Source organism: Wolbachia endosymbiont of Pentalonia nigronervosa, from assembly GCF_014534705.1.
Lineage (GTDB): Bacteria > Pseudomonadota > Alphaproteobacteria > Rickettsiales > Anaplasmataceae > Wolbachia.
In genome coordinates this window covers 1-22,118 of the sequence record NZ_JACVWV010000014.1, presented here as the reverse complement: position 1 = coordinate 22,118, position 22,118 = coordinate 1, and the positions used below count along the sequence as shown (strand labels likewise).

General features: G+C 34.9%; 19 protein-coding genes and 1 pseudogene. 8 read left to right on the top strand and 12 right to left on the bottom strand.

What is annotated here, in order from left to right; translation table 11 throughout:
• Positions 1-175 (top strand): transposase (locus IC220_RS02715; protein ID WP_188152743.1); only part of this gene is annotated, 175 nt, incomplete at its 5' end.
• Between the two features lie 35 nt (positions 176-210).
• Here IC220_RS02715 and IC220_RS02710 read toward each other — a convergent pair.
• On the bottom strand, positions 211-1,737 hold the full coding sequence (locus IC220_RS02710) for a lysine--tRNA ligase (protein ID WP_188153057.1): 1,527 nt from the start codon (positions 1,735-1,737) through the stop codon (positions 211-213).
• 115 nt (positions 1,738-1,852) lie between these two features.
• On the opposite strand from IC220_RS02710, the gene IC220_RS02705 reads away from it, so the two are divergent.
• The 7 genes from IC220_RS02705 (at position 1,853) to IC220_RS02675 (ending at position 16,479) form a co-directional block, all read left to right on the top strand.
• A complete protein-coding gene (locus IC220_RS02705) occupies positions 1,853-2,149 on the top strand; it encodes a type IV secretion system protein VirB3 (protein WP_188153056.1) in 297 nt (98 codons plus the stop codon).
• Between the two features lie 9 nt (positions 2,150-2,158).
• Complete coding sequence (locus IC220_RS02700) at positions 2,159-4,564, top strand: VirB4 family type IV secretion/conjugal transfer ATPase (protein WP_188153055.1); 2,406 nt, start codon at positions 2,159-2,161, stop codon at positions 4,562-4,564.
• Positions 4,557-7,079: a TrbL/VirB6 family protein gene (locus IC220_RS02695; protein ID WP_188153054.1), complete on the top strand. Its 2,523-nt coding sequence runs from the start codon at positions 4,557-4,559 to the stop codon at positions 7,077-7,079. The genes IC220_RS02700 and IC220_RS02695 overlap by 8 nt, the downstream gene beginning before the upstream one ends.
• A gap of 3 nt (positions 7,080-7,082) precedes the next feature.
• Positions 7,083-9,485: a TrbL/VirB6 family protein gene (locus IC220_RS02690; protein ID WP_188153053.1), complete on the top strand. Its 2,403-nt coding sequence runs from the start codon at positions 7,083-7,085 to the stop codon at positions 9,483-9,485.
• Between the two features lie 4 nt (positions 9,486-9,489).
• Positions 9,490-12,459, top strand: a complete 2,970-nt coding sequence (locus IC220_RS02685) for a TrbL/VirB6 family protein (protein ID WP_188153052.1) — start codon at positions 9,490-9,492, stop codon at positions 12,457-12,459.
• Positions 12,460-12,535: 76 nt separating this feature from the next.
• Positions 12,536-15,937, top strand: a complete 3,402-nt coding sequence (locus tag IC220_RS02680; protein WP_188153051.1) for a TrbL/VirB6 family protein — start codon at positions 12,536-12,538, stop codon at positions 15,935-15,937.
• Between the two features lie 2 nt (positions 15,938-15,939).
• On the top strand, positions 15,940-16,479 hold the full coding sequence (locus IC220_RS02675; protein WP_188153050.1) for a WD_0853 family protein: 540 nt from the start codon (positions 15,940-15,942) through the stop codon (positions 16,477-16,479).
• Here the strand turns inward: IC220_RS02675 and dapF are convergent.
• The 11 genes and pseudogenes from dapF to IC220_RS02620 form a co-directional block, all read right to left on the bottom strand.
• A complete protein-coding gene (dapF, locus tag IC220_RS02670) occupies positions 16,469-17,251 on the bottom strand; it encodes a diaminopimelate epimerase (RefSeq protein ID WP_223158746.1) in 783 nt (260 codons plus the stop codon). The two genes, IC220_RS02675 and dapF, sit on opposite strands and share 11 nt — an antisense overlap.
• A 104-nt stretch (positions 17,252-17,355) precedes the next feature.
• A pseudogene (locus tag IC220_RS02665) lies at positions 17,356-17,540 on the bottom strand (transposase family protein); the annotation flags it as partial.
• A gap of 104 nt (positions 17,541-17,644) precedes the next feature.
• The gene (locus tag IC220_RS02660; RefSeq protein ID WP_188153048.1) at positions 17,645-18,421 is read right to left on the bottom strand and encodes a prolipoprotein diacylglyceryl transferase; all 777 of its coding nucleotides are present in this window, start codon (positions 18,419-18,421) and stop codon (positions 17,645-17,647) included.
• A 61-nt stretch (positions 18,422-18,482) separates the two neighbouring features.
• Complete coding sequence (locus IC220_RS02655; RefSeq protein WP_188153047.1) at positions 18,483-18,641, bottom strand: hypothetical protein; 159 nt, start codon at positions 18,639-18,641, stop codon at positions 18,483-18,485.
• A gap of 70 nt (positions 18,642-18,711) precedes the next feature.
• Positions 18,712-18,870, bottom strand: a complete 159-nt coding sequence (locus IC220_RS02650) for a hypothetical protein (RefSeq protein WP_188153046.1) — start codon at positions 18,868-18,870, stop codon at positions 18,712-18,714.
• A gap of 91 nt (positions 18,871-18,961) precedes the next feature.
• The gene (locus tag IC220_RS02645; RefSeq protein WP_188153045.1) at positions 18,962-19,108 is read right to left on the bottom strand and encodes a hypothetical protein; all 147 of its coding nucleotides are present in this window, start codon (positions 19,106-19,108) and stop codon (positions 18,962-18,964) included.
• A gap of 337 nt (positions 19,109-19,445) precedes the next feature.
• The gene (locus IC220_RS02640) at positions 19,446-19,934 is read right to left on the bottom strand and encodes a hypothetical protein (protein WP_188153044.1); all 489 of its coding nucleotides are present in this window, start codon (positions 19,932-19,934) and stop codon (positions 19,446-19,448) included.
• 116 nt (positions 19,935-20,050) lie between these two features.
• The gene (locus tag IC220_RS02635) at positions 20,051-20,209 is read right to left on the bottom strand and encodes a hypothetical protein (protein ID WP_188153043.1); all 159 of its coding nucleotides are present in this window, start codon (positions 20,207-20,209) and stop codon (positions 20,051-20,053) included.
• A 55-nt stretch (positions 20,210-20,264) separates the two neighbouring features.
• Positions 20,265-20,633 (bottom strand): hypothetical protein, encoded by a 369-nt coding sequence (locus IC220_RS02630; protein WP_188153042.1) that lies wholly within the window; start codon positions 20,631-20,633, stop codon positions 20,265-20,267.
• A 317-nt stretch (positions 20,634-20,950) separates the two neighbouring features.
• Entirely contained in the window at positions 20,951-21,115 is a 165-nt protein-coding gene (locus IC220_RS02625; RefSeq protein ID WP_188153041.1) for a hypothetical protein, read from the bottom strand.
• Positions 21,116-21,163: 48 nt separating this feature from the next.
• The gene (locus IC220_RS02620; RefSeq protein WP_188153040.1) at positions 21,164-21,709 is read right to left on the bottom strand and encodes a hypothetical protein; all 546 of its coding nucleotides are present in this window, start codon (positions 21,707-21,709) and stop codon (positions 21,164-21,166) included.
• Between the last annotated feature and the right edge of the window lie 409 nt (positions 21,710-22,118).

Below are 22,118 nucleotides of genomic sequence, written 5' to 3'. Positions count from 1 at the left end.
TCCCGAAGCTGAAGGATTTCAGGTTATTCCAAAACGTTGGATAGTTGAAAGAACCTTTGCTTGGCTCTCCAATTTTAGGCGCATGAGCAAAGATTACGAACATTCTCCTCTTACCTCAAAAACCAATATTTTCTTTAATATGATTACCGTTATGCTTAATAAATTAGCTACTTAAATGATTTCAAGACATCTTCTAATAACTATAGGGTGCTATAACTTTGCAGCTATTGCATTTTTTATTAGAGAAATAGTGTTATCTATCCCATAGAGTTTAATAAAAGATCCCATTCTTGGGCCGGTTTTCTGACCGAGTAATGTTTCGTATAATAACTGAAACCAATCGCGTAAATTGCTATAACCATGTTTTTTGCCAATAGAGAATACTTCAGTTTGCACTTCTTCGGCAGTTGCTGTTGTGGATAATGAATGCAGAGTTTGTTGCAAATCTAACAGCGCACTTTTTTCCTTTTCATTTGGAGTTTTATATGACTTTGTTGGCTTGATAAAGTCATGATAATATCTCACTGCAAAATCTGAAAGCCGGTTAAGCATTTGATTATTTTCTGGCGTGACATCTGGTGCATAAGTAGAGATGAATCCCCAAAGAATTTCTTTATTTTCAGCATTGCAAGCTGCTGCAAGGTTTAAAAGTAAAGTAAAGTTTATACCTGATGTTTCAATAACTGGAACTTTACCTTGGTGGATATGCCATACAGGACTATCTGTTGCATCTTCTATGTTATAGCGTCTGACGAATTCTAGATATTCATCGGTTGATTTTGGTATGACATCAAAATATAGACGCTTAGCCTTTTTTGGGCTTTGAAAAATATATAGTGCTAAACTCTCTGTTGGTGCATAAGTTAACCACTCTTCAATTGAAATGCCATTTCCTTTTGATTTCGATATCTTTTTGCCTTCTTTATCGAGGAAGAACTCATAACAAAATAAAATTGGTGATTTTTCACCAAGTATTTCACATATTTGTCTTGAAAGTACAGCAGATGGTGTCAGATCCTTCCCATGAGCTTCATAATTTACTCCAAATGCAGCCCATCTCATGCCCCAGTCTGGTTTCCATTGTAATTTACATCTTCCTCCTGTTACAGAAACTACTATCTTCTCTCCGTTTGTGTCTGCATAGGTGATTGTTCCTTTGTCTGCATTTATTTCAGTGACTGGAACTTGTAAAACCTGAGAAGTTTTGGGACATACCGGCAAAAAAGGACTATAAGTCTGCTGCCTCTCTTCTCGAAATGATGGCAGCATTACATCCATGACCTTATTATAATTTTTGAGTAGGAGCAGAAGTTTTTCATCATAAATACCAGACTTATAACATTCTGTAGCACTTCTAAATTCATAGTCAAATTCAAATAAATCTAAAAACTTACATAATAGTGAATTCATATGATGCCCGTAGCTTTCATGTGTGCCAAACGGGTCGGGTATCATAGTTAATGGTTTGTTTAAATGTTCCTTCAGCATCTCTTGATTTGGTACGTTATCTGGTATTTTTCGCAAGCCATCCATATCATCTGAAACTGCGATAATTTTAGTTTTGATACCAGGAGCTATTTTCTTTAGTGCGTTAACTACAACTGTAGTGCGGAAAACTTCGCCAAAAGTGCCGATGTGGGGCAACCCTGAAGGTCCATAACCAGTTTCAAATATTATTTCTTTTTTGTCAGGAAATATTTGTAGTATTTTTTCTGCTTCTTGAAAAGGCCAACTCATTGTTAATGGTGAGATTATTAATCAATGTATCTTATCAAAAGTACTACTAATTTCAATGAAATTTTAATATAATGTGCGATATTAATATAAAAGCTTTTATTTATAAAGGTGCAAGATGTCTACAGGTAGTATACAAACAGATCAATTATTTAAAGGTCTGACAAGGCCAGCGATGCTTTTCGGTGTAAGTTATATGTTTGCGATATTGAACGTCATGATTTGCATGGTCACTTTTATTAATACAAGCGATCTTAGAGTAATTCTTTTACTTTTACCGGCGATACATGGGGTTGGTTACATAGCTTCAGCAAAAGAACCCTTGTTTATTGAATTATTTATGGTAAAATTGCAAAGATGTCCGATGTGTCGGAATCGTTTTTATTATGGGGCTAATACCTATGACATTACTTAGAGGCGTGTAATGCTGAATTTTAAAGCTATTCAATCAAAGAATAGATCTATTCTTGATAGGGAAATTCATGCTGCTAAATTTATCCCTTATTCTTGCTACTGGAATAGCTCAACTTTAATGACCAAGGAAGATTATCTAATTAAGGTTGTGAAGTTGAATGGCTTTGCATTTGAAACTGCTGATGATGAAGACTTAGTGATACAAAATAACATTAGAAATCAGATGTTAAGAAGTATTTCATCTCCGGCGGTGAGCTTATATTTTCATACTATTAGACGGAAAAAAAATATTTTTTCTGATGAATTTGCAAATCAAGATCTACCGAATTTTTTTGCTAGTCACGTAAATCGCAAATGGAGAGATAAAAATATCACCAGGCGATCATTTATTAATGATTTATATATTACAATCATTCGTAGAGTGGATGCAAAAGGAATAGAATTTTTCTCATACCTGTTAAAAAAGTTTGGACATGTGACTTCGAAACACGCATGGGAAAGTGATATGCGTGCTATTTATGAAGACTTAGAAGAAACGACAAATCGTGTAGTGACAAATCTCAGAAATTATGGGCCCAAAATTCTTGAGGTTAAAGAAACTCCTAATGGTTTATTTTGTGAAATAATGGAGTTTTTATCTAGAATTGTAAATTGTGGCTTTGTTACGAATGCGTTATTTCCACTTGGTACTGAGATATCAAAGTATTTACCAGTACATAGACTATTCTTTGGTCATAAGACGATACAAGTGGTAACTCATAATGAAAGCAAATATGCCGGGTTAATTAGTATCAAGGAATATGGCAATCATACTTCTGCAGGGATGCTCGATACATTTTTGCAGATTCCTCATGAATTTATCATTACACAATCTTTTCAATTTATAAATAGGCAATTGGCAGTTGCAAAGATGCAGGTGCAACAAAATCGCATGATACAATCTGATGATAAAGCTATTTCTCAAGTTGCAGAAATTTCCCAGGCACTTGATGATGCGACAAGCGGTAAAATTGCCTTTGGTCAGCACCATTTGACTATTTTATGTATAGAAAATAGTCCTAAATTGTTGGATAATGCTTTGTCGCTAGTAGAATCTGAACTTTCAAACTGTGGTGTTTATCCTGTCAGAGAAAGAATTAATCTTGAACCAGCATTTTGGGCGCAAATTCCTGGTAATTTTGATTATATAGTGAGAAAAGCCACGATAAGCAGCCTTAATTTAGCGGGATTTGCATCTCAGCATAACTATCCAGTAGGCAAGAAGTTTAATAATCATTGGGGGGATGCTGTTACAGTTTTTGACACAACATCTAGTACTCCATTTTTTTTCAATTTTCACATAAGGGATGTTGGTCACACGATGATAATTGGGCCAACAGGTGCAGGTAAAACTGTTTTAATGAATTTTCTCTGCGCCCAGGCAATGAAATTTTCTCCAAGAATATTCTTTTTCGATAAGGATCGAGGTGCAGAAATTTTCCTTAGAGCACTTGATGGCATCTACACTGTCATCGAACCGAGAACGCAAACCAATTTTAATCCGTTACAGCTTAGTGATACTCCAGACAATAGAACGTTTTTAATGGAGTGGATAAAATCTTTAATTTCAGTATATAACAATAAATTTACTTCTGAAGATATTGCACGAATTAACGATGCAATTGAGGGAAATTTCAAATTAAAACAAGAAGATAGAACACTTAGTAATCTTGTGCCATTTTTAGGTCTTGCAGGTCCTGACACTTTGGCAGGGTCAATCTCGATGTGGCATGGGAATGGTTCTCATGCTGCAGTGTTTGATAATAAAGAAGATTTATTAGATTTTTCAAAAGCAAGAGTATTTGGCTTTGAAATGGCTAATTTATTAAAAGATCCATTTGCTCTTGGGCCAGTACTGCTTTATCTATTTCATAGGATTAATATGTCTCTTGATGGCACTCCATCCATGATAGTACTGGATGAAGCATGGGCTTTGATAGATAATCCGGTTTTTGGACCTAGAATAAAAGATTGGTTAAAAGTGCTGAGAAAATTAAATGCTTTTGTAATTTTTGCTACCCAAAGTGTTGAAGATGCAAGTAAAAGCGCTATTAGTGATACACTTGTACAGCAAACAGCAACACAAATTTTTTTACCAAATCTGAAAGCTACTAGTGTTTATCGTGATGTGTTTATGTTAACTGAACGTGAATATGTGCTCATAAAACATACGGATCCTAGTACCAGATTTTTTTTGGTAAAACAAGGAGTTAATGCTGTGGTAGCTAGAATAGATCTAAAAGATCTAGATGATATAATTAATGTATTGTCTGGGCGTGCAGAAAGTGTTTTATTATTGTATGATATACTAAAAGAAGTAGGAGATAATCCGAAGATATGGTTACCTATATTTTATGAGAAGGTGAAAAATGTTTAAAACTAAACTGTCATTTTTATTGATTGCGATATTTTTATTAAATATAGATTTTTTGCTTTCGTATCCAGCTTGTGCAGATGAAGTAAGTGGTACTAAGACTGAATTTGTTAGCAGATTTAATTCTACAGGTAAATTTAGCCGTGCTTCTGATCCTGAATGTGGAGCATTTAAAACAGCTGCAGCGCTTGCTGGAATGGCTATTGCAATTGGTGTAGTATGGACAGGTATTGTTTTAGTTGTTTCATCTATTGGAATATTTACTGCTCTTGTTATTGTTGGAATAATAGCGGCATTTGTAGGAGTATGGAAAGTAGTTGGTGGGTTGGTTGTATGTCAGCATAGTTTTGTCAGGCACCCAGTTGCGCGTAATGATGATGGCAAGCTAAGAGATTTCTCACTAAGTAAAAGTGAGTACGCAAAATGTACAGATAAAAATTATAAAACAGAAGATGAATACTTTAAATGCTTTGATAACGATGGATTAACAGAAAAAGGAAAGGAAACAGAAAGGGGTGTTTTGGGTGCTATCACTGATAATGAGCCAAGTGATTATTATTGGCCAAAAAACAGTGTACAGTACAGCCAACATATAGAGATATGTAATAGAAATCATCTGACGTTTGGTAAACTTCTCGATAAAAAAGAAGACATAGAGGAAAAGTTTGATATAAGAGAAAAAGAGCTTGGAAATCCTGGCAAAGGATGGGCACCGCAGGTTGATGGTGATCTAAAATGTACAGTTCTTAAAGCTGGACAAAGTGAGACAATACATGGGTCGACGTTTAAAGCTGTTAAGAAAATGGGTAAGTTATGTGTTGAATTAGATACTGTTAGCTGGATGGGTATTAGTATGACTCCTTGGCCAAAAGGGGTGAATATTGGTTGTACAGAGTTGCTGCCTGATCCTCAAGCTCCTATGTGTGATAAATCTGTGATGGTATTTAGCAATAAAGGTGGTGGAGGTACAGAAGAGGTTTATATTGGTAAGGATGATGATTACAGAACTCTGATAAGGAAAAAGGAAGCAGAAGGAAAAGTTTTTGTAAAATATAATGACAAAGGTTGTTTTAGCGCATACACATCAGAAGCTTGTTATAGTCAGTCAGGGAGTAACTCACTAGCTCCTGTTCCTATAACTTCTATGGTAGTGCAATGTATAAAAGAATCATTAGATAATTTAGTTGCAGGTAAAGGTTCACCAGATGGTAAAAGCTTTTTATCTGTGGCGCAAAGAAATCTAAAAAATACAGTTACTGCAGCTTTAGTGTTAGCTCTAGTGTTATTTGCTCTTAAAGTAATGTCCGGTGGAGTGCGTAATCCACAAGAGATATACATGTTGATTATTAAATTCGCCTTAGTGATGTATTTCACAACAGGTGACACTATGTCAAAGTATTATGAATATTTGACAAAAATATCGAATGGCTTGTCAGAAATAGTACTGAAAGCATCGTCTGAGAGTAAAGGCATATGTGATTATAAGGCTGAAGAATATGTCAAAACTGTTACGTATCAAGGACGAAACTATAATGTTGATTTTGGCTATCTTGCTCCTTGGGATAGGCTTGATTGTAGAATGTTGTTTTATTTAGGTGCTCCTTTAGAAGGAATTGGAGGCAAGATTGGTACTGGAGGTGTGGCAGTGCTGGCTGTTTTACTTGGTGCTGCTCCTATTTTGCTCGTTGCAGGGTCGCTTATAGGAATAATTTTTGCTGGTGGGCAGATTTTAGTAGCTTTGGTTGCTATATTGATGGGAATTTTTCTGATGATGGTTGTTCTATGGATGTGCTATGTGTTTATTTTATCTCTCATTGCTTTGAGCGTAATTGTTATCTTGGCACCATTATTTATTCCTATGGTTCTATTTCAACATACAAAGGGGTATTTTGATGGATGGATAAAAGAATTAATTACCTATAGCTTGTACCCAGTCATTCTTTTTGCATTCCTATCCTTTATGTTTATCGCATGTGATAAAGTCTTTTATAAAGGTTTGAAATTCGAGCGAGAAGAACTAGATAAAGGCAAAATAGTAGAAACATTAGGTGGTAAAAAACGGTGGTTTAAGATAGTAAAAGAAGATGCTTATAATTGTGTAAACAATACGAATACCCTTGCATGTATGCTACAGGATTATAGTTTTAAAAAGAGCAGCATACTTGGCCTGTTTGATTTTACATACATTGGATTTAATGGCTCTATCATTGGAGAATTATTGAAGCTGACTTTAATACTGTTTTTATTCTATCATTTCTGCAATATTCTTCCTGGAATGGCTGCTGAACTTGCTGGTAATCATAGAGCAGCATTAGGTTCAGGTAGTACACCTGGAGCAATGACGGGCAAAGCCTTATCATTTGCTAAAGCTGCTGCTGGAGGTGCTGGTCAAGTTGCTAGTGCTGCTGCTAAAAAATTGCAATCGGCATCTCGATCTTCTGGTCCAAAAGGCGGTGATTCTGGTGGTGAAGGAGGGGGCAAGGGCAATGAAAGTATTGTATCTAAAGGGCCTAAGTAAATTATGATAAGATTTTTATTGATAATTTCATTTTTTCTTCTTTCAGGCTGTGAAGAGCATTGTATTCGGCCGCAGGATATAGGAGTACATGAAAAATTCAATATAGTTTCAACACAACAAAAATGGGTTAGTTCTGAGGTTGAAGTTTCAGCGGGAATGAAAGTAGTGGGAATCGATATAGTAGCTAACGAACTTGATTTTTGTACCCAACAAGGTGAAGTAAGTAAGGACGTTTTGATTTATCCTAGTTATTTTTCTGGTAATCAATCTGTAGAATTGCCATTTGAACTCAAAGCTGGAGATACAATAAGTTTCAGTATTATTGAGAATAAAATATGTAAAAATAATGGTAATGGGGATGAAAGACCTATAAAAATTGATGAAACCTGCAGTGAAGAAGAAACGGCATACTTTGCAAGGGTTTTAAATCAGGAAGACTGTGATAGCCAAAGATGTCCAAATAAGTATGTATTAAATGGTGGAAGATGGTTAAATGGTAAAGAGTATTGGCCAGATAATATGAAGGAAGATGAGGTAAGAGCAACGAAAGAAGAAATAAAAAAAGTTCTCAAGCAAAATGGGTCCATAGATTGCAATAAGCTTCCTAATATGGTTGGTAAGATAGACACGTATCTTTTAAATCTCATGAATAACAAATGTAATTCTCAAGATCTTGCGCAATTTGAATCTCTTATTGACAGCCAAAAATTAATTACAGATCTTGAAGATGCTTTAAGTAATACTAGTGATGGTTATGCTAAAGTAGCTGAGGCTATAACAAAGTTTACAGAAGCAAAAAAGGCAGAAACTTACATACCATCACTAATGGTATATATGAACTATGAGAAATTTTCAGGTGTTATGTTGACTAATTATGATTATGAAATTAAGAGAGATCATAGTAAGGGTGAAAGGTTATTTTTTAACTTAAATCAAAGTGATAGCGGTAAAGGTGGTTACAATATTAGAGTTAAAAGGAATATAAATCTAAACAACAAGGGTATAAATACAAATCACGTCCTTTACATGCATGTAGCAGATAGCATACCAAAGCATAATCCTGGTGAGAATATAACAGATGATATACCTGTGGATATTAGCAAAGTTCATGATTATGATCACATAGACGATATAATAAAAAATTTGAATAGAAAAACAGGTAAAATATACTTTGGGATAAAAGATTATGGGTGCGACTATAAAAATAATAAAGGTAATTTTAATATTAACATAACAGCTAAAGAGCCACCTGTTAAGACTTTCAGTGCAATATATAATTTTTTTGATACGGGAGTAAAAAAAGCATTTTTTGGTTCTAAATATGACAGCAAATCCGGCAATCTTATTGATCGCGGAGATAGCCCAACAAAAAGTCTTTATGAAAGCTTTGTGGCGTCGAATAAATCAACCACTATTAGATCTACAATAATAGCATTATTGGTACTTTATATCGTTCTCTACACTCTCTATTACTTTTTTGGATTGACCCACGCTTCTATACATGATTTTTTGATTGTCTGTGTCAAAATAGCAATTATTACTCAGCTACTACGCGATGACAGTTGGAATTTTTTCTATAATAATGCATTTTCTATATTTGTGAATGCCCCAATCCAATTAATAAAGATAGCAAATTTAAGAGGCACTGATCCGAATGTTAATGTTTTTGAGTTTCTTGATTTGCCATTGAATAGATTTTCATCATGGCAATCAACGTTGTTAATAGTATCTCTATTATTTTCTGGTCCTTTAGGTATTATAGCTTTTTGTTTGGTGATTTGGGGTTCTATAGTAGTATCTTCGGCTATTTTTAATATCCTTTTTTCTTTTGTTACCTCTATTGCAATAATTGCTTTATTGCTTTCTGTAGCACCTATATTTATCATCTGTTCTTTATTTCAATATACCAGGCAAATGTTTTTTAGATGGGTTGGATATTTGGCAAGGTTTGCAATTTATCCGGTAATACTTTTGATTTGTGTATCATTAATAGGTCAAGTTATGGACTATATTGTATATTCGATATTTAATTTTGAAGTCTGTTCTAAATGCATGTTGTCAATTGATTTGAAGCTTTTTGAACCTTGTCTCTTTCACTATTATGCTGCTAAACAGACACCTAATATCACTGCTATTATGGCCTTTATTATTTTAGGTCACGCTATGAAAGCTTTACTTGAAGCTGCTTCAGAGATATCTGATACATTGTTCAGCAGTTACGTATCGAGTGAACCTGGCAGACAATATAAGCAAAGTTTATTAGGAATAGGAGGTATGGATGAACATAGTAGACAAGAAAGACAAGGTTCTGCACCAGCTCAAGCTCAAGCGTTAAGTAAAAGACCTCAAATACCTCAACAAAGGTCTCAAGGACCTCAGAAACCTCAAGTACCAAATGAAAAGTAAGAGTATGGCAAATAAAAGATTATTATTAGTGTTATGTTTTGTACTAACTAGTTGTACGATGGATTGTGTTGAACCTGGATTACAAAGCCGGAATACTAGTGTTAATATAGATGTTCCAGTACATAAGGATGATGATAATGTTCAAATTCACTGGGTTAATTCAGATCAAATTATTGGTTCGGGTGAGAAAATAGAGTTTACTATTGATGGATCAATTAATGTTTGTCCTGAAAAAAAAGCAGTAAAAGTATTAGTACCAGCTATATTTTGTTCCGATGGCTCAGAACCGGACTACGATGGAGCTAAAAATCTTAACAGTGACAAGTTGGTTGATGGGTTAGATGGCAATGAAGTATGTAAAAATGTAGGATTTGTAGGTAGCAATTGGCAAGTAAGTAATAGGCGTTATGTTGATACTGGTGTTAAAGTTAATCCTGGTGATAAGTTGAATTTTAAATTAGTGCCCAGGGAAATAAAAATTGATTGTAATAAGCTAAAAGATATAACCTTGGATGACAACTGGTATAAAACTGGAGATGCTAATGATAAAAACAAAGTTACTCCACGTGAAATATGTAGAGGAGGTAATTTTTACTATGAAGATAAGGATAAGAACAATGAGAGAGTTGCAAAAAAATTGGAGCCATTAGAAGGGCAGGAACGAAAATATAAAGTTTTAATGGGTAATGGATATACTCCATATGATAATAAAGTACACTTTAACGTTAATAGTGGAGTGCAATGGATGAGTGGTTCATTGTTAGATTTACGTCGTAATAAGGTGGGTTTAGATAAAGCAGATCTAGATAAGTTATGTGCAGGAGAAAAAGATTCAACAAAGAAGAAAGAGTGTTATGATAATGAAAAAAAGAAATACTCATCTAGTGAACTGAATTGTTATTATGATAGAATATGTTATAATAAAGAAGGTATAGGGAATTGTATTTCTTCAATAAGGCGTGAAGAGTATGATGTAGGGGGTAAGTGTAATATGTATCCGTATCTTGAAAAGCTTGCACAGGGAATTGTTGGTAAGGAAACTTCTTGGGCTGAAGCTCTGGTTGCAAAAATTGCTAGCAGTGATATAGATTATAGTAATACTCCTTACAATAGTCGTGCAGATATAGATATTAATGCTAAAGGTACTCAATGTCTACCAAGGGCAGATGGAACAAAAGGTGATAATGTGTGCTCACATGTTGGTAGAGATTTTAAGAATTTTTCTTTGCAATTAAATAATGATTATCTAGTGAATAATGATGTGAAGCCTGGTAGTAGTGTAATGCTTGCAATAGCAAATAACGGTAGTTATGTTGTTAATCGTGGTGGATATCATGTGCAAGTGAGTAAATCATGTGAATTTAAAGATGGTGCAAAGCTATATATATATGTAGGGGATGACCACCCATCTACTGCCGGTACTGGTGATATACGTAAGGTGGAAGATTTAGATAAAAAAGTAAAGGATAATGTTAATTATTATATAATAGATGGAAGTAAGTTAGATGCTGGCAGTCCTAAAAAGATATATTTTGGTATTGAGGTAAGAAATGTAAATAAGAAAGATCTCCTGGATGAAGATGGTAAATATTATGAAAATAATAAGTATAAAGTAAACTTATTCATGCAAAAAAAAGTTAATGATTTTATTTCGTCAAATGTAAATAAGATATTTAATTTTGTAAAAGGAGATGGAAAAGATAAAGATAGTACTGCAAGTACTGTTCGCGAGGCATATATGGGTTATAAGAAAGGTCTACTGCAAGCAGTGAGAGCTTTACTTACTTTATATGTGATATTTTCTGTTCTTGGCTACATGTTGGGAACATTATATTTAAGTAAACATGATTTTATTGTCAGGATTACCAAGATAGCATTTATAGCTTTTGTTTTCAGTGATAAGAGTTGGGAGCTTTTTGGTGAAAAATTATCCATGTTTTTTATTGGAGGAAGTAATTATCTTGTGAACAGTTTTTCTGGTTACACAGGAGCAGATAGTAAAGATTTTGCATTTTTAGATATAACGGCAGGAGTATTATTTACAGGGGAAACTTGGCTGAAGTTTTTATCGCTGATGCTTTCTGGCCCATTTGGTTTTATAGCATTTTTAGCAATACTTTATTCTACTTTTAAATTTTTAAAGTGTATGGTTAGTGCTATATTAAAGTATATTATGGCTATTGTCTTAGGAGGTTTTTTACTTTCGTTAACACCTTTATTTATTGTATTTATTCTATTTCAACAAACTAAACCCTTGTTTGAGAGTTGGATAAAAACGTTAGCTCATGTTACGGTGCAACCGGTGATTTTGTTTTCATCTTTGTCTCTTTTAAATCAATTGATGTATGTAGTTTTATATAATCTCACAAATTTTTCTGCATGTTATCAGTGTTTAATTAGCATAAATTTTCTAGATTATGATTTCTGTATTTTTAAATCAATATTACCTCTTGGATATAGTGCTGGTACTAGTGTTGGTAATGCATTAAGTGATGGAGTGCGGAATAGTGGAACATTTGCAGCATTACCGATAGATTTAGTTCAAGCTGTCATTTTTTTGATTATTGCTAGCGCAATGGAAGCTTTTGTAATGATATCAGAGAGTATGGCTCAAGCGCTCTTTCAATCTGGTTATGGGATTACTGGTGCTATCACTAATGCTGCTAGGTATGCATCGCAATCTGTATTATCACAAGTGGGTCTTGATGATGGTACACAGCAAGGGATACGAAATATCAGAAGAGCATCAGCAAAAACACCAAATGAAATTGAATATAAAGCTAAGTCTCCTTCAGGAAATGAGCAAAAAGGTGAACCAGAGAAATCAGAAGAAAGTGGACCAAAAGCTTCTTCGGGTAATCGTGAAAGTCTAAAAACTTCTGGTGAACCACAGGGAGAAAGTAACAGGAGAGCTTCTGGAGAAGAGACTATTTCCAGTCGTGACAGCGATGAAAATAATGAGAAAGGTGAATAAATGATATCATGTAGTAACTAATTAAAAAGGTATTTAAAGTAAAGTTTTATTTTCTATATGTAGAGAAAATGTAGATATGCGATCGTGTTTAAGCAAGTATGGATTTAGGTTGTTGCTTTTTGCAGCTTATGTATTAGTAATAGGTTGTAGTAAGGGTGATATGCCTTTTCCAAGATGTATATCTGCTGACTATTTTGGTCCTGAACCTGTTGCAGTAGGTGCTCGTTTTGCAAGTGATAATAAAGCCGCATTTATTGCAGATGATAACAAGTTTATCGATCCTAACACTAACGAATTTAATTATGGTTTTCACATTAATCAGGTTGTGAGGTGGCAAGATACGGGATTAGTAACCAACGGAGATAATTTAGTGATTCGGGTAAATGGTGCATGGACATCATGGGCTCATAACAATGTTAAGGAATCAAATAAGGATCATCTAGATTTGAAAAAATTAGAACAATTGAAATATACAACTCAGTTTGAAGGGAAACCAGGTGACAACAGTTTACCAGGCTTTAATTTAGTATGTAGTGGTTATGAATCTAGTAAAGAAAATATTTCAAGCAATCCCAGTGCAAGTTGCAGTGTAGATTGTAAGTGCATTAATGAAGATAACAGCAAAAGTATTGCATTACGTGGTGTTCCATGTTGGTTCACTAATGGTAATGGTGTTTACATTTTATTTGCAAAAAACACAAAAGGTGAGGGGTCTCAAGGTGCGTCTTATGAAAATCCTAACGATACTTTGGAACACATGCGCTATCCTGTACTTCCTACAGTACACTTAGGTTATGACTCCATTGCAGAGGGTGGAGATCGAGTTTTTACCTTAAAAATGGAGAGTGACAAAATAAAGGATGGAAACTGTAATTCTATCAAATTAAAAGACATGAAAGGATGGAAAATATATGTCAAAATATTGGATAGGTATTATTTTGATAATGCAGGTGGTTATTCATTAGAGTTTTTAAGTGGGGTTAATAAGCCTGGTGGAGGTACAATTTTTGATTATGTTTATAACTACTTAAAATGCACTTTATTGATCTATAGTGACAAAGGTTGTGAAGGTTATGGCAACGATAACGGATATGCAGCTGCACAAGAAATGTTTGTAAATATATCTCAAGGGAAGAGCTTTCATAACTTTGTAGTTTCGTTACTTGTTTTATTTGTGGTAATTTCATCACTTCTTTATCTTTTTGGCATGGTACAGGAAACCAAGCAGGATATGCTTATTAGAATGATGAAAATCACACTAGTGGTGGTATTGATATCTCCTGGAAGTTTTAATTTTTTCTATAACCATTTCCTGATTTTATTTGTGGATGGTCTTGAGTATTTGATCAAAGTAATTACTAGTTTTGCTCCCAATGCAGATACTACGACATTATTTAGTTTCATGGGAAATATGTTTGATAAGTTCTTTGCTTATTCAGTATGGAAGAAGTTTGCAGCATTTTTTCACTATCAAATGTGGGCGAGCATTCTGATGATCCCAGCAATTTTTGTCGGGATTATTTTATATTTCTTGTTATGTTTATATGCTTTTATTATTTTTCTCTCTGGTTTTATAGGCATAGCTTTCCTCATAGCTATAATGCCATTGTTTTTAATTTCCATTTTATTTTCACAATTGAAAAGCCTTTTTGAAGGCTGGATCAAGTTTTGCATCAGTTTTTGCCTGCAATCAATAATGATCTTTACTTTACTATCGTTATTAGCTGCAATGATAATGAACATTTTTTATAGGCAGTTAGGTTTTACTGTATGTTATAATAAGTGGTTGGAAGTTAAATTATGCGCTCCAAAATGGCTTGGAGGCTTTTGTATTATGGATAAGGAATATTTTAGTTGGACTCCGGGACAGGTTTTCGTGCCATACAGTATTATTACTGGCGGGAAAGAAGCTTCTCCCCTTAATGTAGATAAGAATATAGAAGGTATAGAAGATATAAGCAGGGAAGGTGGTACAGTAAAATTCACAGGTGGTGCTGGATATATTTCTATTCCACCAGATTATAAGAAAAAAGGGTTCCGGTATTTAGATTATCCTTTCTTTAACCCAATGCCTGGTTCTGATCACTCTGATTCTGATCACTCTGATTCTGAGCACTCTGGTGCTGACCACTATATAACAGAAAAAGACATAATAGTTGATGATAAGTGTGATAAGAAAGACCTGGTACGTTTGGCAAATAGTTTATCGCATGCGCTAGATAAGTTTGACATTATGTTGCTTGTTCACAGTATAGACAAGAAAATAGACATAAATTCGAGGGTAACAGAGCTTTGTACAAAAGGTAATAGTAAGTGTGTTGATTACAGAGCAATAATGAATGACTATAAGAAGGGCATTGTACATTCTGACTTAAAAAGAGAGGTCAAAGCCTTTGTACAAGAAGTAATTATGCAGGGTGGAGGATGTCGATTAGTGACATTAGATGAAAAATATAAAGAAGATGGTGACTATCAAAGAGTGCAAGATATTAAGAGAAGTATTTTAATCAATGCAAAAGAGATATTTATATTGTTCTTGCTTTCATTTTTAATGTTTTCTATGCGTAAATTTGTGCAAGAATTAGGATCGAACCTTGCTGGTGGTGGATATAGTGTATACAGCATATCTAGTATGTATCAAGGCGGAGGTATACTCTCTCAGATTACATTTAAGCTTGGAGGGCAAGAAGTGAGCTTAATGCAACTTCTTGAAATGCCTAAGCATAAGATTGGGATGAAACTTGATGTTTTTGGTAAGTGGGCTGGGCATTTACCTAATGAAATTGCTAAAGGAGCGGGTAATCTTTTAGGAAGAACGCCAGTAGTTGGGGGAATATTGAAATATGCTGTTGAGGCACCGCGAAAGCTTGTCAATGTTAGTATTGAAGCAACAAAATTTATTACATCACCTAAAGACGATGTTGATCACTTTGAGAAGAAAATTTACAAAGCATTTGGAGTTGATGAAAGAGATATTACACATAGGAAATTTGATAGGTATTTGAGTTACTTTAAGGGATATGTAGGGTCACATTTAGGTTACACACTAGAGGATGCTGTAAAATTTACTTGGGAACATGGTATTAATTCCATAGGGCATGCAGGTAGTCAAAATAAAAAGACCAAGCCTTACACAGAAAACATTGACTATAAGGATGACTTGCTTTATATGGCAAAAATACATAGAAAAGAATTCTTAGACAAACTTTACGAATATACTATTGGTAAGAAAGTAATGCCGGGAAGAAGTAAGGCTGATGAGAATCCATATAATAAGCCGAATAATGCACCACCGAATAATCCACCGTCGTCAGGTAGTAATGACAAAATAAGAAGATCCTCTTTAGAAGATGCGGACGCTAAAAAGAAGCGTGCTGAAAGAGCAGCAAGAAGGAAGGCAAATGAAGAACTTGGAGATATGGATCTGTCGTCGTTGTTTGATGAGAATAAGGAAATAGATTCAGATAAAGAGGAATAGTGATGGTAAATAACAAAAAAAACTTTAAAGGATTTGGTTACTATGAATTGCAACAAGATGGTGAAGGTGATATAAAACTAAGTGATTATAATGATGTTATAAATGCACGCAGAGCAAGAGTAGATATGTTATTGGATAATATTCAATCGGATGATATCAATTTCATTAAGCTTAATGAAGCTTTGTATGAGAAGCTCATAGGTGATCAGGAATTATTTGATGCAGAAGATAAAAAGATTGCACAGGAAAAAAGTAATATATTTAGTATTCTAGATAATCTCAATGATCTTTCAAAGGTTGACAGTAAGGATTTATTGACAGTCAGTCTATTATTATCAGATCTGAGCTATGTAGAGAGAAATGTTGTACTGCAAGATTTTAATGAATTGAAGAGTTTATTTGCTGAGAAGAAAGTATCCGGTGAAGATTATACTGATGAGGATTACATAGATCTTGCTGATTATTTTGATAAGGTTAATAATATAATTAAGTTAGAGTTAAGTGATAGGATTGAAAGCACAAATGAAGAGATCATTGAATAAATTCAACATCACCAGTCATAAATACATTATCTGTCCACTCGATAGATAATTTACCTCCAAGAAAGTTCACTGAAGTCTGTTGAGCAGTAATATATCCACGTAATACAGATGCAACAAAAGCTGCACAAGCGGCGCTACCGCACGATGCAGTAATACCTGTACCCCTTTCCCAGACCTGCAAATTTATTTCTCCTGATTTGTCTATTTGTGCAATGCTGACATTAGTTTTCTTAGGAAATAATATATGGTTTTCTAGTTGTGGTGCTAAGTTTAACAATGGTACCTTATCTATACTATCAACAAAAAAGATCATATGAGGATTACCAATATTGACTGCAACTGGATCTTTTAATACTCCAAGTTCTATCGGTAAATGGAGAGTGTCACATTCAGTTGATAGAGGAATTTCATACCACTTAAGTGACGGTTTCCCCATATTGATTTTGATGGACTTATTACCTGCTTTAAAGCATTCTAAAATCCGTTCATGCATCAGTTCAATAGTTGCATATTCAGTACCTTTTTCCAGCATGATCAAATATCCCACACAACGCGCTGCATTGCCACACGTTTCAACTTTACTACCATCAGCGTTATAAATATGCATAAAACAATCTGCAACATTGGAATTAGTAACAACTATAACTTGATCACAATTACTGTCATTAGCTATCCTTTTATAATCCTTATTTATATGATCTGCTAAACGTGAGTCTATGATGACGAAATTATTACCAGTGCCATGCATTTTTGTTGACAGTTGCCACATCATTAGACTTTCTTCAAATTCAATTTATGGTAAGAAATTTTTAGGAGAAGTGCAAGCGAGCACTGCAGCTGAGGACAACAAAATTGCCATCAGAGAAGAAAGTGGCTTTTTTTCATTTTAAAAAGCCAAAAATCATGTTTCCTACCATTTGACGTGCAGATTATCTTTTTACTTGCTTTTCGGTAATTACCTGCGTTTTTATGCTGTGTTTTTTCTTTTTTCCTGAATAGCATTTTCTCTGCTTTTTTGGTCGGTCGATTGGTGTTTCTGTTGCATCAATCACTAAAACTTCAATGCAGAACAATTAATTAAAAGAGTACAAGGACTGCAGCTATGCAGTCTTTGTAGATTTAATATATATTGCAAAAATCCCACAACTCTTTCCTTTAAAGATCTTTACAATATGTCGTTTGCATTAGGCTCTACATTTGCAGCAGGTACTGACGTATCTACAGTAGTTCCTGCAGCTTCAATAGGCTGTTCTGTAGGTGCATCCTCAGTAGGCTGTTCTTTAGGTGCATCTTCAGTAGGTTGTTCTGTAGGTGCATCCTCAGTAGGTTGTTCTGTAGGTGCATCCTCAGTAGGCTGTTCTTTAGTTGTATCTGCAGGTTGTTGTTCTGCAGCAGCAGGCTGTTCTGTAGGTGCATCTTCAGTAGGCTGTTCTTTAGTTGTATCTGCAGGTTGTTGTTCTGCAGCAGCAGGTTGTTCTGTAGGTGCATCTTCAGCAGGTTGTTCTTTAGTATCAGCAGCAGGCTGTTCTTTAGTTGTATCTGCAGGTTGTTGTTCTGCAGCAGCAGGTTGTTCTGTAGGTGCATCTTCAGCAGGTTGTTCTTTAGTATCAGCAGCAGGCTGTTCTTTAGGTGCATCAGCAGTAGGCTGTTCTTTAGTATCAGCAGCAGGTTGTTCTGTAGGTGCATCTTCAGCAGGTTGTTCTTTAGTATCAGCAGCAGGCTGTTCTGTAGGTGCATCAGCAGTAGGCTGTTCTTTAGTATCAGCAGCAGGTTGTTCTGTAGGTGCATCTTCAGTAGGCTGTTCTTTAGTTGTATCTGCAGGTTGTTGTTCTGCAGCAGCAGGTTGTTCTTTTTTCGCCTTTTCCAAAAGCTGATTTGTTTCTTTATTCCCAGTGATCAGATTATTTATACCCCTGAGTATAGAATAAATCTTATAAAGCATAATAAAACCTCCAAAAAAAATATATTAAAAAAAAGCTCACAAAAAATCCTTTTAAAGATCTTTAAAAGAGATCTGAATGATGCCACACATCTACACTATGGGGATCCAGATCTCCATAAGGTGGGTAGTTTCTTGCTTGAAAAACTGAGCTGTCAAAGAAACCAGTATTCATAATAAGATCGTTCATAACAAAACCTCCAATATTTATGTTAGTAGACATATCGTGCCTTATCATAACCTTAGCTCTTTACCAAAGCAGAGCTCTCGCTCTCATAAATTTGTTTGCCGGCTCATCTTGCTGTTTGTTTGCAGCGCGCAATCAGATCTATGTGTTCTGTGGTGTTAACATTGACGGGAAACCATCCACCATAATCATAAGAGTCATCTTGGCAGTAGCCGGAATCATCACACACAGTTGCAATATTAGTATAGAAAAGATCAGTATTCATAACAAAATCTCCTACATTTTAATATACAAAGAGTACAAAGACTGCAATTGTGCAGTCTTTGTAAATAAAGAAAAAGCGTTGTCATACCACTTTAAATAGCTCCGTATGGGTTTATTTCTGCTGGCGCTTTCGGCATAATGTCGCCTTCCTCTTCATCGTTTACGTTCAATATACCTCCAGTGTAGTAACCTAAGCTTTCAGAAAAATCAGTATTCATAAAATCAATATCATAAAACATAATAAAACCTCCTATATTTAAGATACAAAGAGTACAAAGACTGCAGCTATGCAGCCTTTGTAGATTTAATTAATATATAATAATAATTACATATCAGTAGGTAGCAGAGAATTCTGTGATGTTCTGCATATCACTGTTTGTTTATATGATTTAACCTTCTCACTCTTCATCAAAAACATTACTCATCTCTACATTAAGTATACTTACAGTATCGAAGGAATCCATTTCTGAACCTTCAAAGAGACCAGAATTCATAAAATCAATATCATAAAACATAATAAAATCTCCAAAAAAATATATTAAAAAAAAATCTCGCAACTCTTTCCTTTAAAGATCTTTACAATATGTCGTTTGCATTAGACTCTACATTTGCAGCAGATACTGACATATCTGAAGTAATTCCCGCATCTGCATCAAGTGTTGATGTATCTGTTGCAGTAGTTCCTGCATCATCTGCATCAGGTGCTGGCATAGCTTCAGTAGTTTCTGCATCTGCATCAGGTGCTGGCGTATCTGCAGTAATTCCCATAGCTTCGTCTAATTCCTGATCATTGGGCATCCTTCCAAGGCCTAGACTTAGATACCAAGCTACCTCTTCTCTAGATTTAGGTGCTGGAGTATCTTCGGTAATTCCTGCAGCTTCGGTAGGTGCTGACGTATCTTCAGTAATCCCTGCAGCTTCAGTAGGTGCTGGCATATCTGTAGTGGTTACCACATCTTCGGTAGGTGCTGGAGTATCTTCGGTAGTTCCTGCAGCTTCGGTAGGTGTCGGTGTATCCGAATTACACCTATCTTCTTCAATATTAAAAGTAGATTCAGTACTCATAATAAAACCTCCTATATTTTAATAGACAAAGAGTACAAAGACTGCAATTGTGCAGTCTTTGTGGTAGATAACAGAAAATTCAGCGGTATTATCTATGTCCGCATATATCAGAGATACTAGTCTTCCATCCCATCTCCAGGTACGCTTTCATCGTAGCCGCCAGGTGGTGGTGAATCATGTCGTATGCGTGCATCAAATATACCTCCTGTATAGAAAGAATCCATTCCTAAGCTTTCAGAGAAATCAGCATTCATAAAATCAATATCATAAAACATAATAAAACCTCCTATATCTTAATGGACATATAAAAAAAAGCGTTGTCATACCACTTTAATACAGCGCACGCGATGCAATGTCGCCTTCGTATTCATGTACGTAGTAGTTATCAGGTATATCATTATTATAATATAAAAAATCTATTTCTGGATCAGAATCAATATTTTCAGTAAGTGATTCCGAGCCCAGAGCCTCATAATCAGTTTCTGAATGTAAGCGGGATGTAGTTGACTGCTGACCGCTGAGCCTGTTCTGCAACTCAAGTGGACTGATGTCTTTTGTCCACTCATATATTTGAGCGTCGCTGACATTACATTTTTGGGGTGTATTAGCCTTCTTTAGACACTCTATCCCCATATCTTCAAAAAATTTTTTATTAGCTAAACTTAAAGATTCAGCATCATTATTTATAACATCAATCATAATAAAACCTCCATTATTTATATTAGTTAAAATATTATTAAAAAAAAAGCTCACAAAAAATCCTTTTAAAGATTTTAAAGGAGATCTGAATGATGCCACACATCTACACTATGGGGGTCCAGAAAGTCTCCATAAGGTGGGTAGTTTCTTGCTTGAAAAACTGAGCTGTCAAAGAAATCAGTATTCATAATAAGATCATTCATAATAAAACCTCCATTATTTAAGATATCAAAGACTGCAACTGTGCAGTCTTTGTAGATTTAATTGAGACATATAATAGGCAGAAGTTTGCGGTGTTATAAAAGGCCAGAGGTTGTTTATATCTTCGGAGTAATCGTTTCCTTGGCATTTTTTAGTTCCGCACGAGCCTTATGCGTCAAATATATCTCCAGTACAGGAAGCATCCATTCCGGATAAGAAACCGGGCTTTTTAGTAAATCAGTGTCCGTTAATAAATCAGCATTTGTAAAATCAGAAAACATAATAAAACCTCTTATATTTAATAGACAATTTGTGGATTTATATAATAATTATATCCATACATCAGTAGAAGCAGCGTGTGGGCCACGGAAAGAGTTATCTTCGTATTCTCCAGGTGAAATGGAATCTTCCGATGCTTGATCAGAAGGAAGACGAAATCCTATTGGCATATTCCCCCCTATACTTGTTCTGTCGATTATTGTTCCGTCAGGTAAGTCACTGATATTGTAGTCATCAGATGTACTATCGTAATACATAGGTTGGCCGTATTCGTCACATGAATATATTTCTGGATACAGATCAAAAAAAGATCTTGGTGCTATGTCGTGTACATGCTGATCTGTATCATCAACAAGGTGTGAAGTATCACTAAATTGAATGTTAATGGGTTTTGAAACTTCAGGGTGTTCCGTGTTATATATAGGTTTAGATAACTGTGATGGTTGTGCTGATTTAATGTTGCCTTTAAACCAACTAGCTATTGAAGAAAAAGCGCTTTCATACGCCTTTTCTACCTCATTGATTCCCTGTTTAAAACCCTCAGCGAAACCCTCGCCAAAACTTTGAACATCATTAGAGAAAGATTTAGTACTCATAATAAAACCTCCTATATTTTAATAGAAAAAGAGTACAAAGACTGCAACTGTACAGTCTTTGTGAGTTTAATTTATATGCTTAGTTTAATGGTTATGCCTCCAAGGAGGCTTCATGATATCGCTGCTTACCAGTCCTCGTCAGGATTTCTGTCGGTTGGAGCACGGTGTAAGTGTACATCAAATATACCTCCAGTGTCGAAAGAATCCATTCCTAAGAAGATGTCTTGAAAAGAAATGAAAAGATAAATATACTAAAGCAAATGTAGAATTAAGAGGTAAAAAAATGTATCCAAGTGACATAAGTGACAAAGAATGGGAAATACTAGAGCCATACGTTGCACAAGGGGCAATAGGAAGGCCAAGAAAACACGATATTAGAGCGATTATTAATGCAATAAGATATATAATG

Excerpts from the sequence above, each read along its gene's own strand:
- IC220_RS02710 (WP_188153057.1), bottom strand. The coding sequence starts at position 1,737 with ATGAGTTGGCCTTTTCAAGAAGCAGAAAAAATACTACAAATATTTCCT.
- IC220_RS02705 (WP_188153056.1), top strand. The coding sequence starts at position 1,853 with ATGTCTACAGGTAGTATACAAACAGATCAATTATTTAAAGGTCTGACA.
- IC220_RS02700 (WP_188153055.1), top strand. The coding sequence starts at position 2,159 with ATGCTGAATTTTAAAGCTATTCAATCAAAGAATAGATCTATTCTTGAT.
- IC220_RS02695 (WP_188153054.1), top strand. The coding sequence starts at position 4,557 with ATGTTTAAAACTAAACTGTCATTTTTATTGATTGCGATATTTTTATTA.
- IC220_RS02690 (WP_188153053.1), top strand. The coding sequence starts at position 7,083 with ATGATAAGATTTTTATTGATAATTTCATTTTTTCTTCTTTCAGGCTGT.
- IC220_RS02685 (WP_188153052.1), top strand. The coding sequence starts at position 9,490 with ATGGCAAATAAAAGATTATTATTAGTGTTATGTTTTGTACTAACTAGT.
- IC220_RS02680 (WP_188153051.1), top strand. The coding sequence starts at position 12,536 with ATGCGATCGTGTTTAAGCAAGTATGGATTTAGGTTGTTGCTTTTTGCA.
- IC220_RS02675 (WP_188153050.1), top strand. The coding sequence starts at position 15,940 with ATGGTAAATAACAAAAAAAACTTTAAAGGATTTGGTTACTATGAATTG.
- dapF (WP_223158746.1), bottom strand. The coding sequence starts at position 17,251 with ATGATGTGGCAACTGTCAACAAAAATGCATGGCACTGGTAATAATTTC.
- IC220_RS02660 (WP_188153048.1), bottom strand. The coding sequence starts at position 18,421 with ATGCTTTATAAGATTTATTCTATACTCAGGGGTATAAATAATCTGATC.
- IC220_RS02655 (WP_188153047.1), bottom strand. The coding sequence starts at position 18,641 with ATGTCTACTAACATAAATATTGGAGGTTTTGTTATGAACGATCTTATT.
- IC220_RS02650 (WP_188153046.1), bottom strand. The coding sequence starts at position 18,870 with ATGAATACTGATCTTTTCTATACTAATATTGCAACTGTGTGTGATGAT.
- IC220_RS02645 (WP_188153045.1), bottom strand. The coding sequence starts at position 19,108 with ATGTTTTATGATATTGATTTTATGAATACTGATTTTTCTGAAAGCTTA.
- IC220_RS02640 (WP_188153044.1), bottom strand. The coding sequence starts at position 19,934 with ATGAGTACTGAATCTACTTTTAATATTGAAGAAGATAGGTGTAATTCG.
- IC220_RS02635 (WP_188153043.1), bottom strand. The coding sequence starts at position 20,209 with ATGTTTTATGATATTGATTTTATGAATGCTGATTTCTCTGAAAGCTTA.
- IC220_RS02630 (WP_188153042.1), bottom strand. The coding sequence starts at position 20,633 with ATGATTGATGTTATAAATAATGATGCTGAATCTTTAAGTTTAGCTAAT.
- IC220_RS02625 (WP_188153041.1), bottom strand. The coding sequence starts at position 21,115 with ATGTTTTCTGATTTTACAAATGCTGATTTATTAACGGACACTGATTTA.
- IC220_RS02620 (WP_188153040.1), bottom strand. The coding sequence starts at position 21,709 with ATGAGTACTAAATCTTTCTCTAATGATGTTCAAAGTTTTGGCGAGGGT.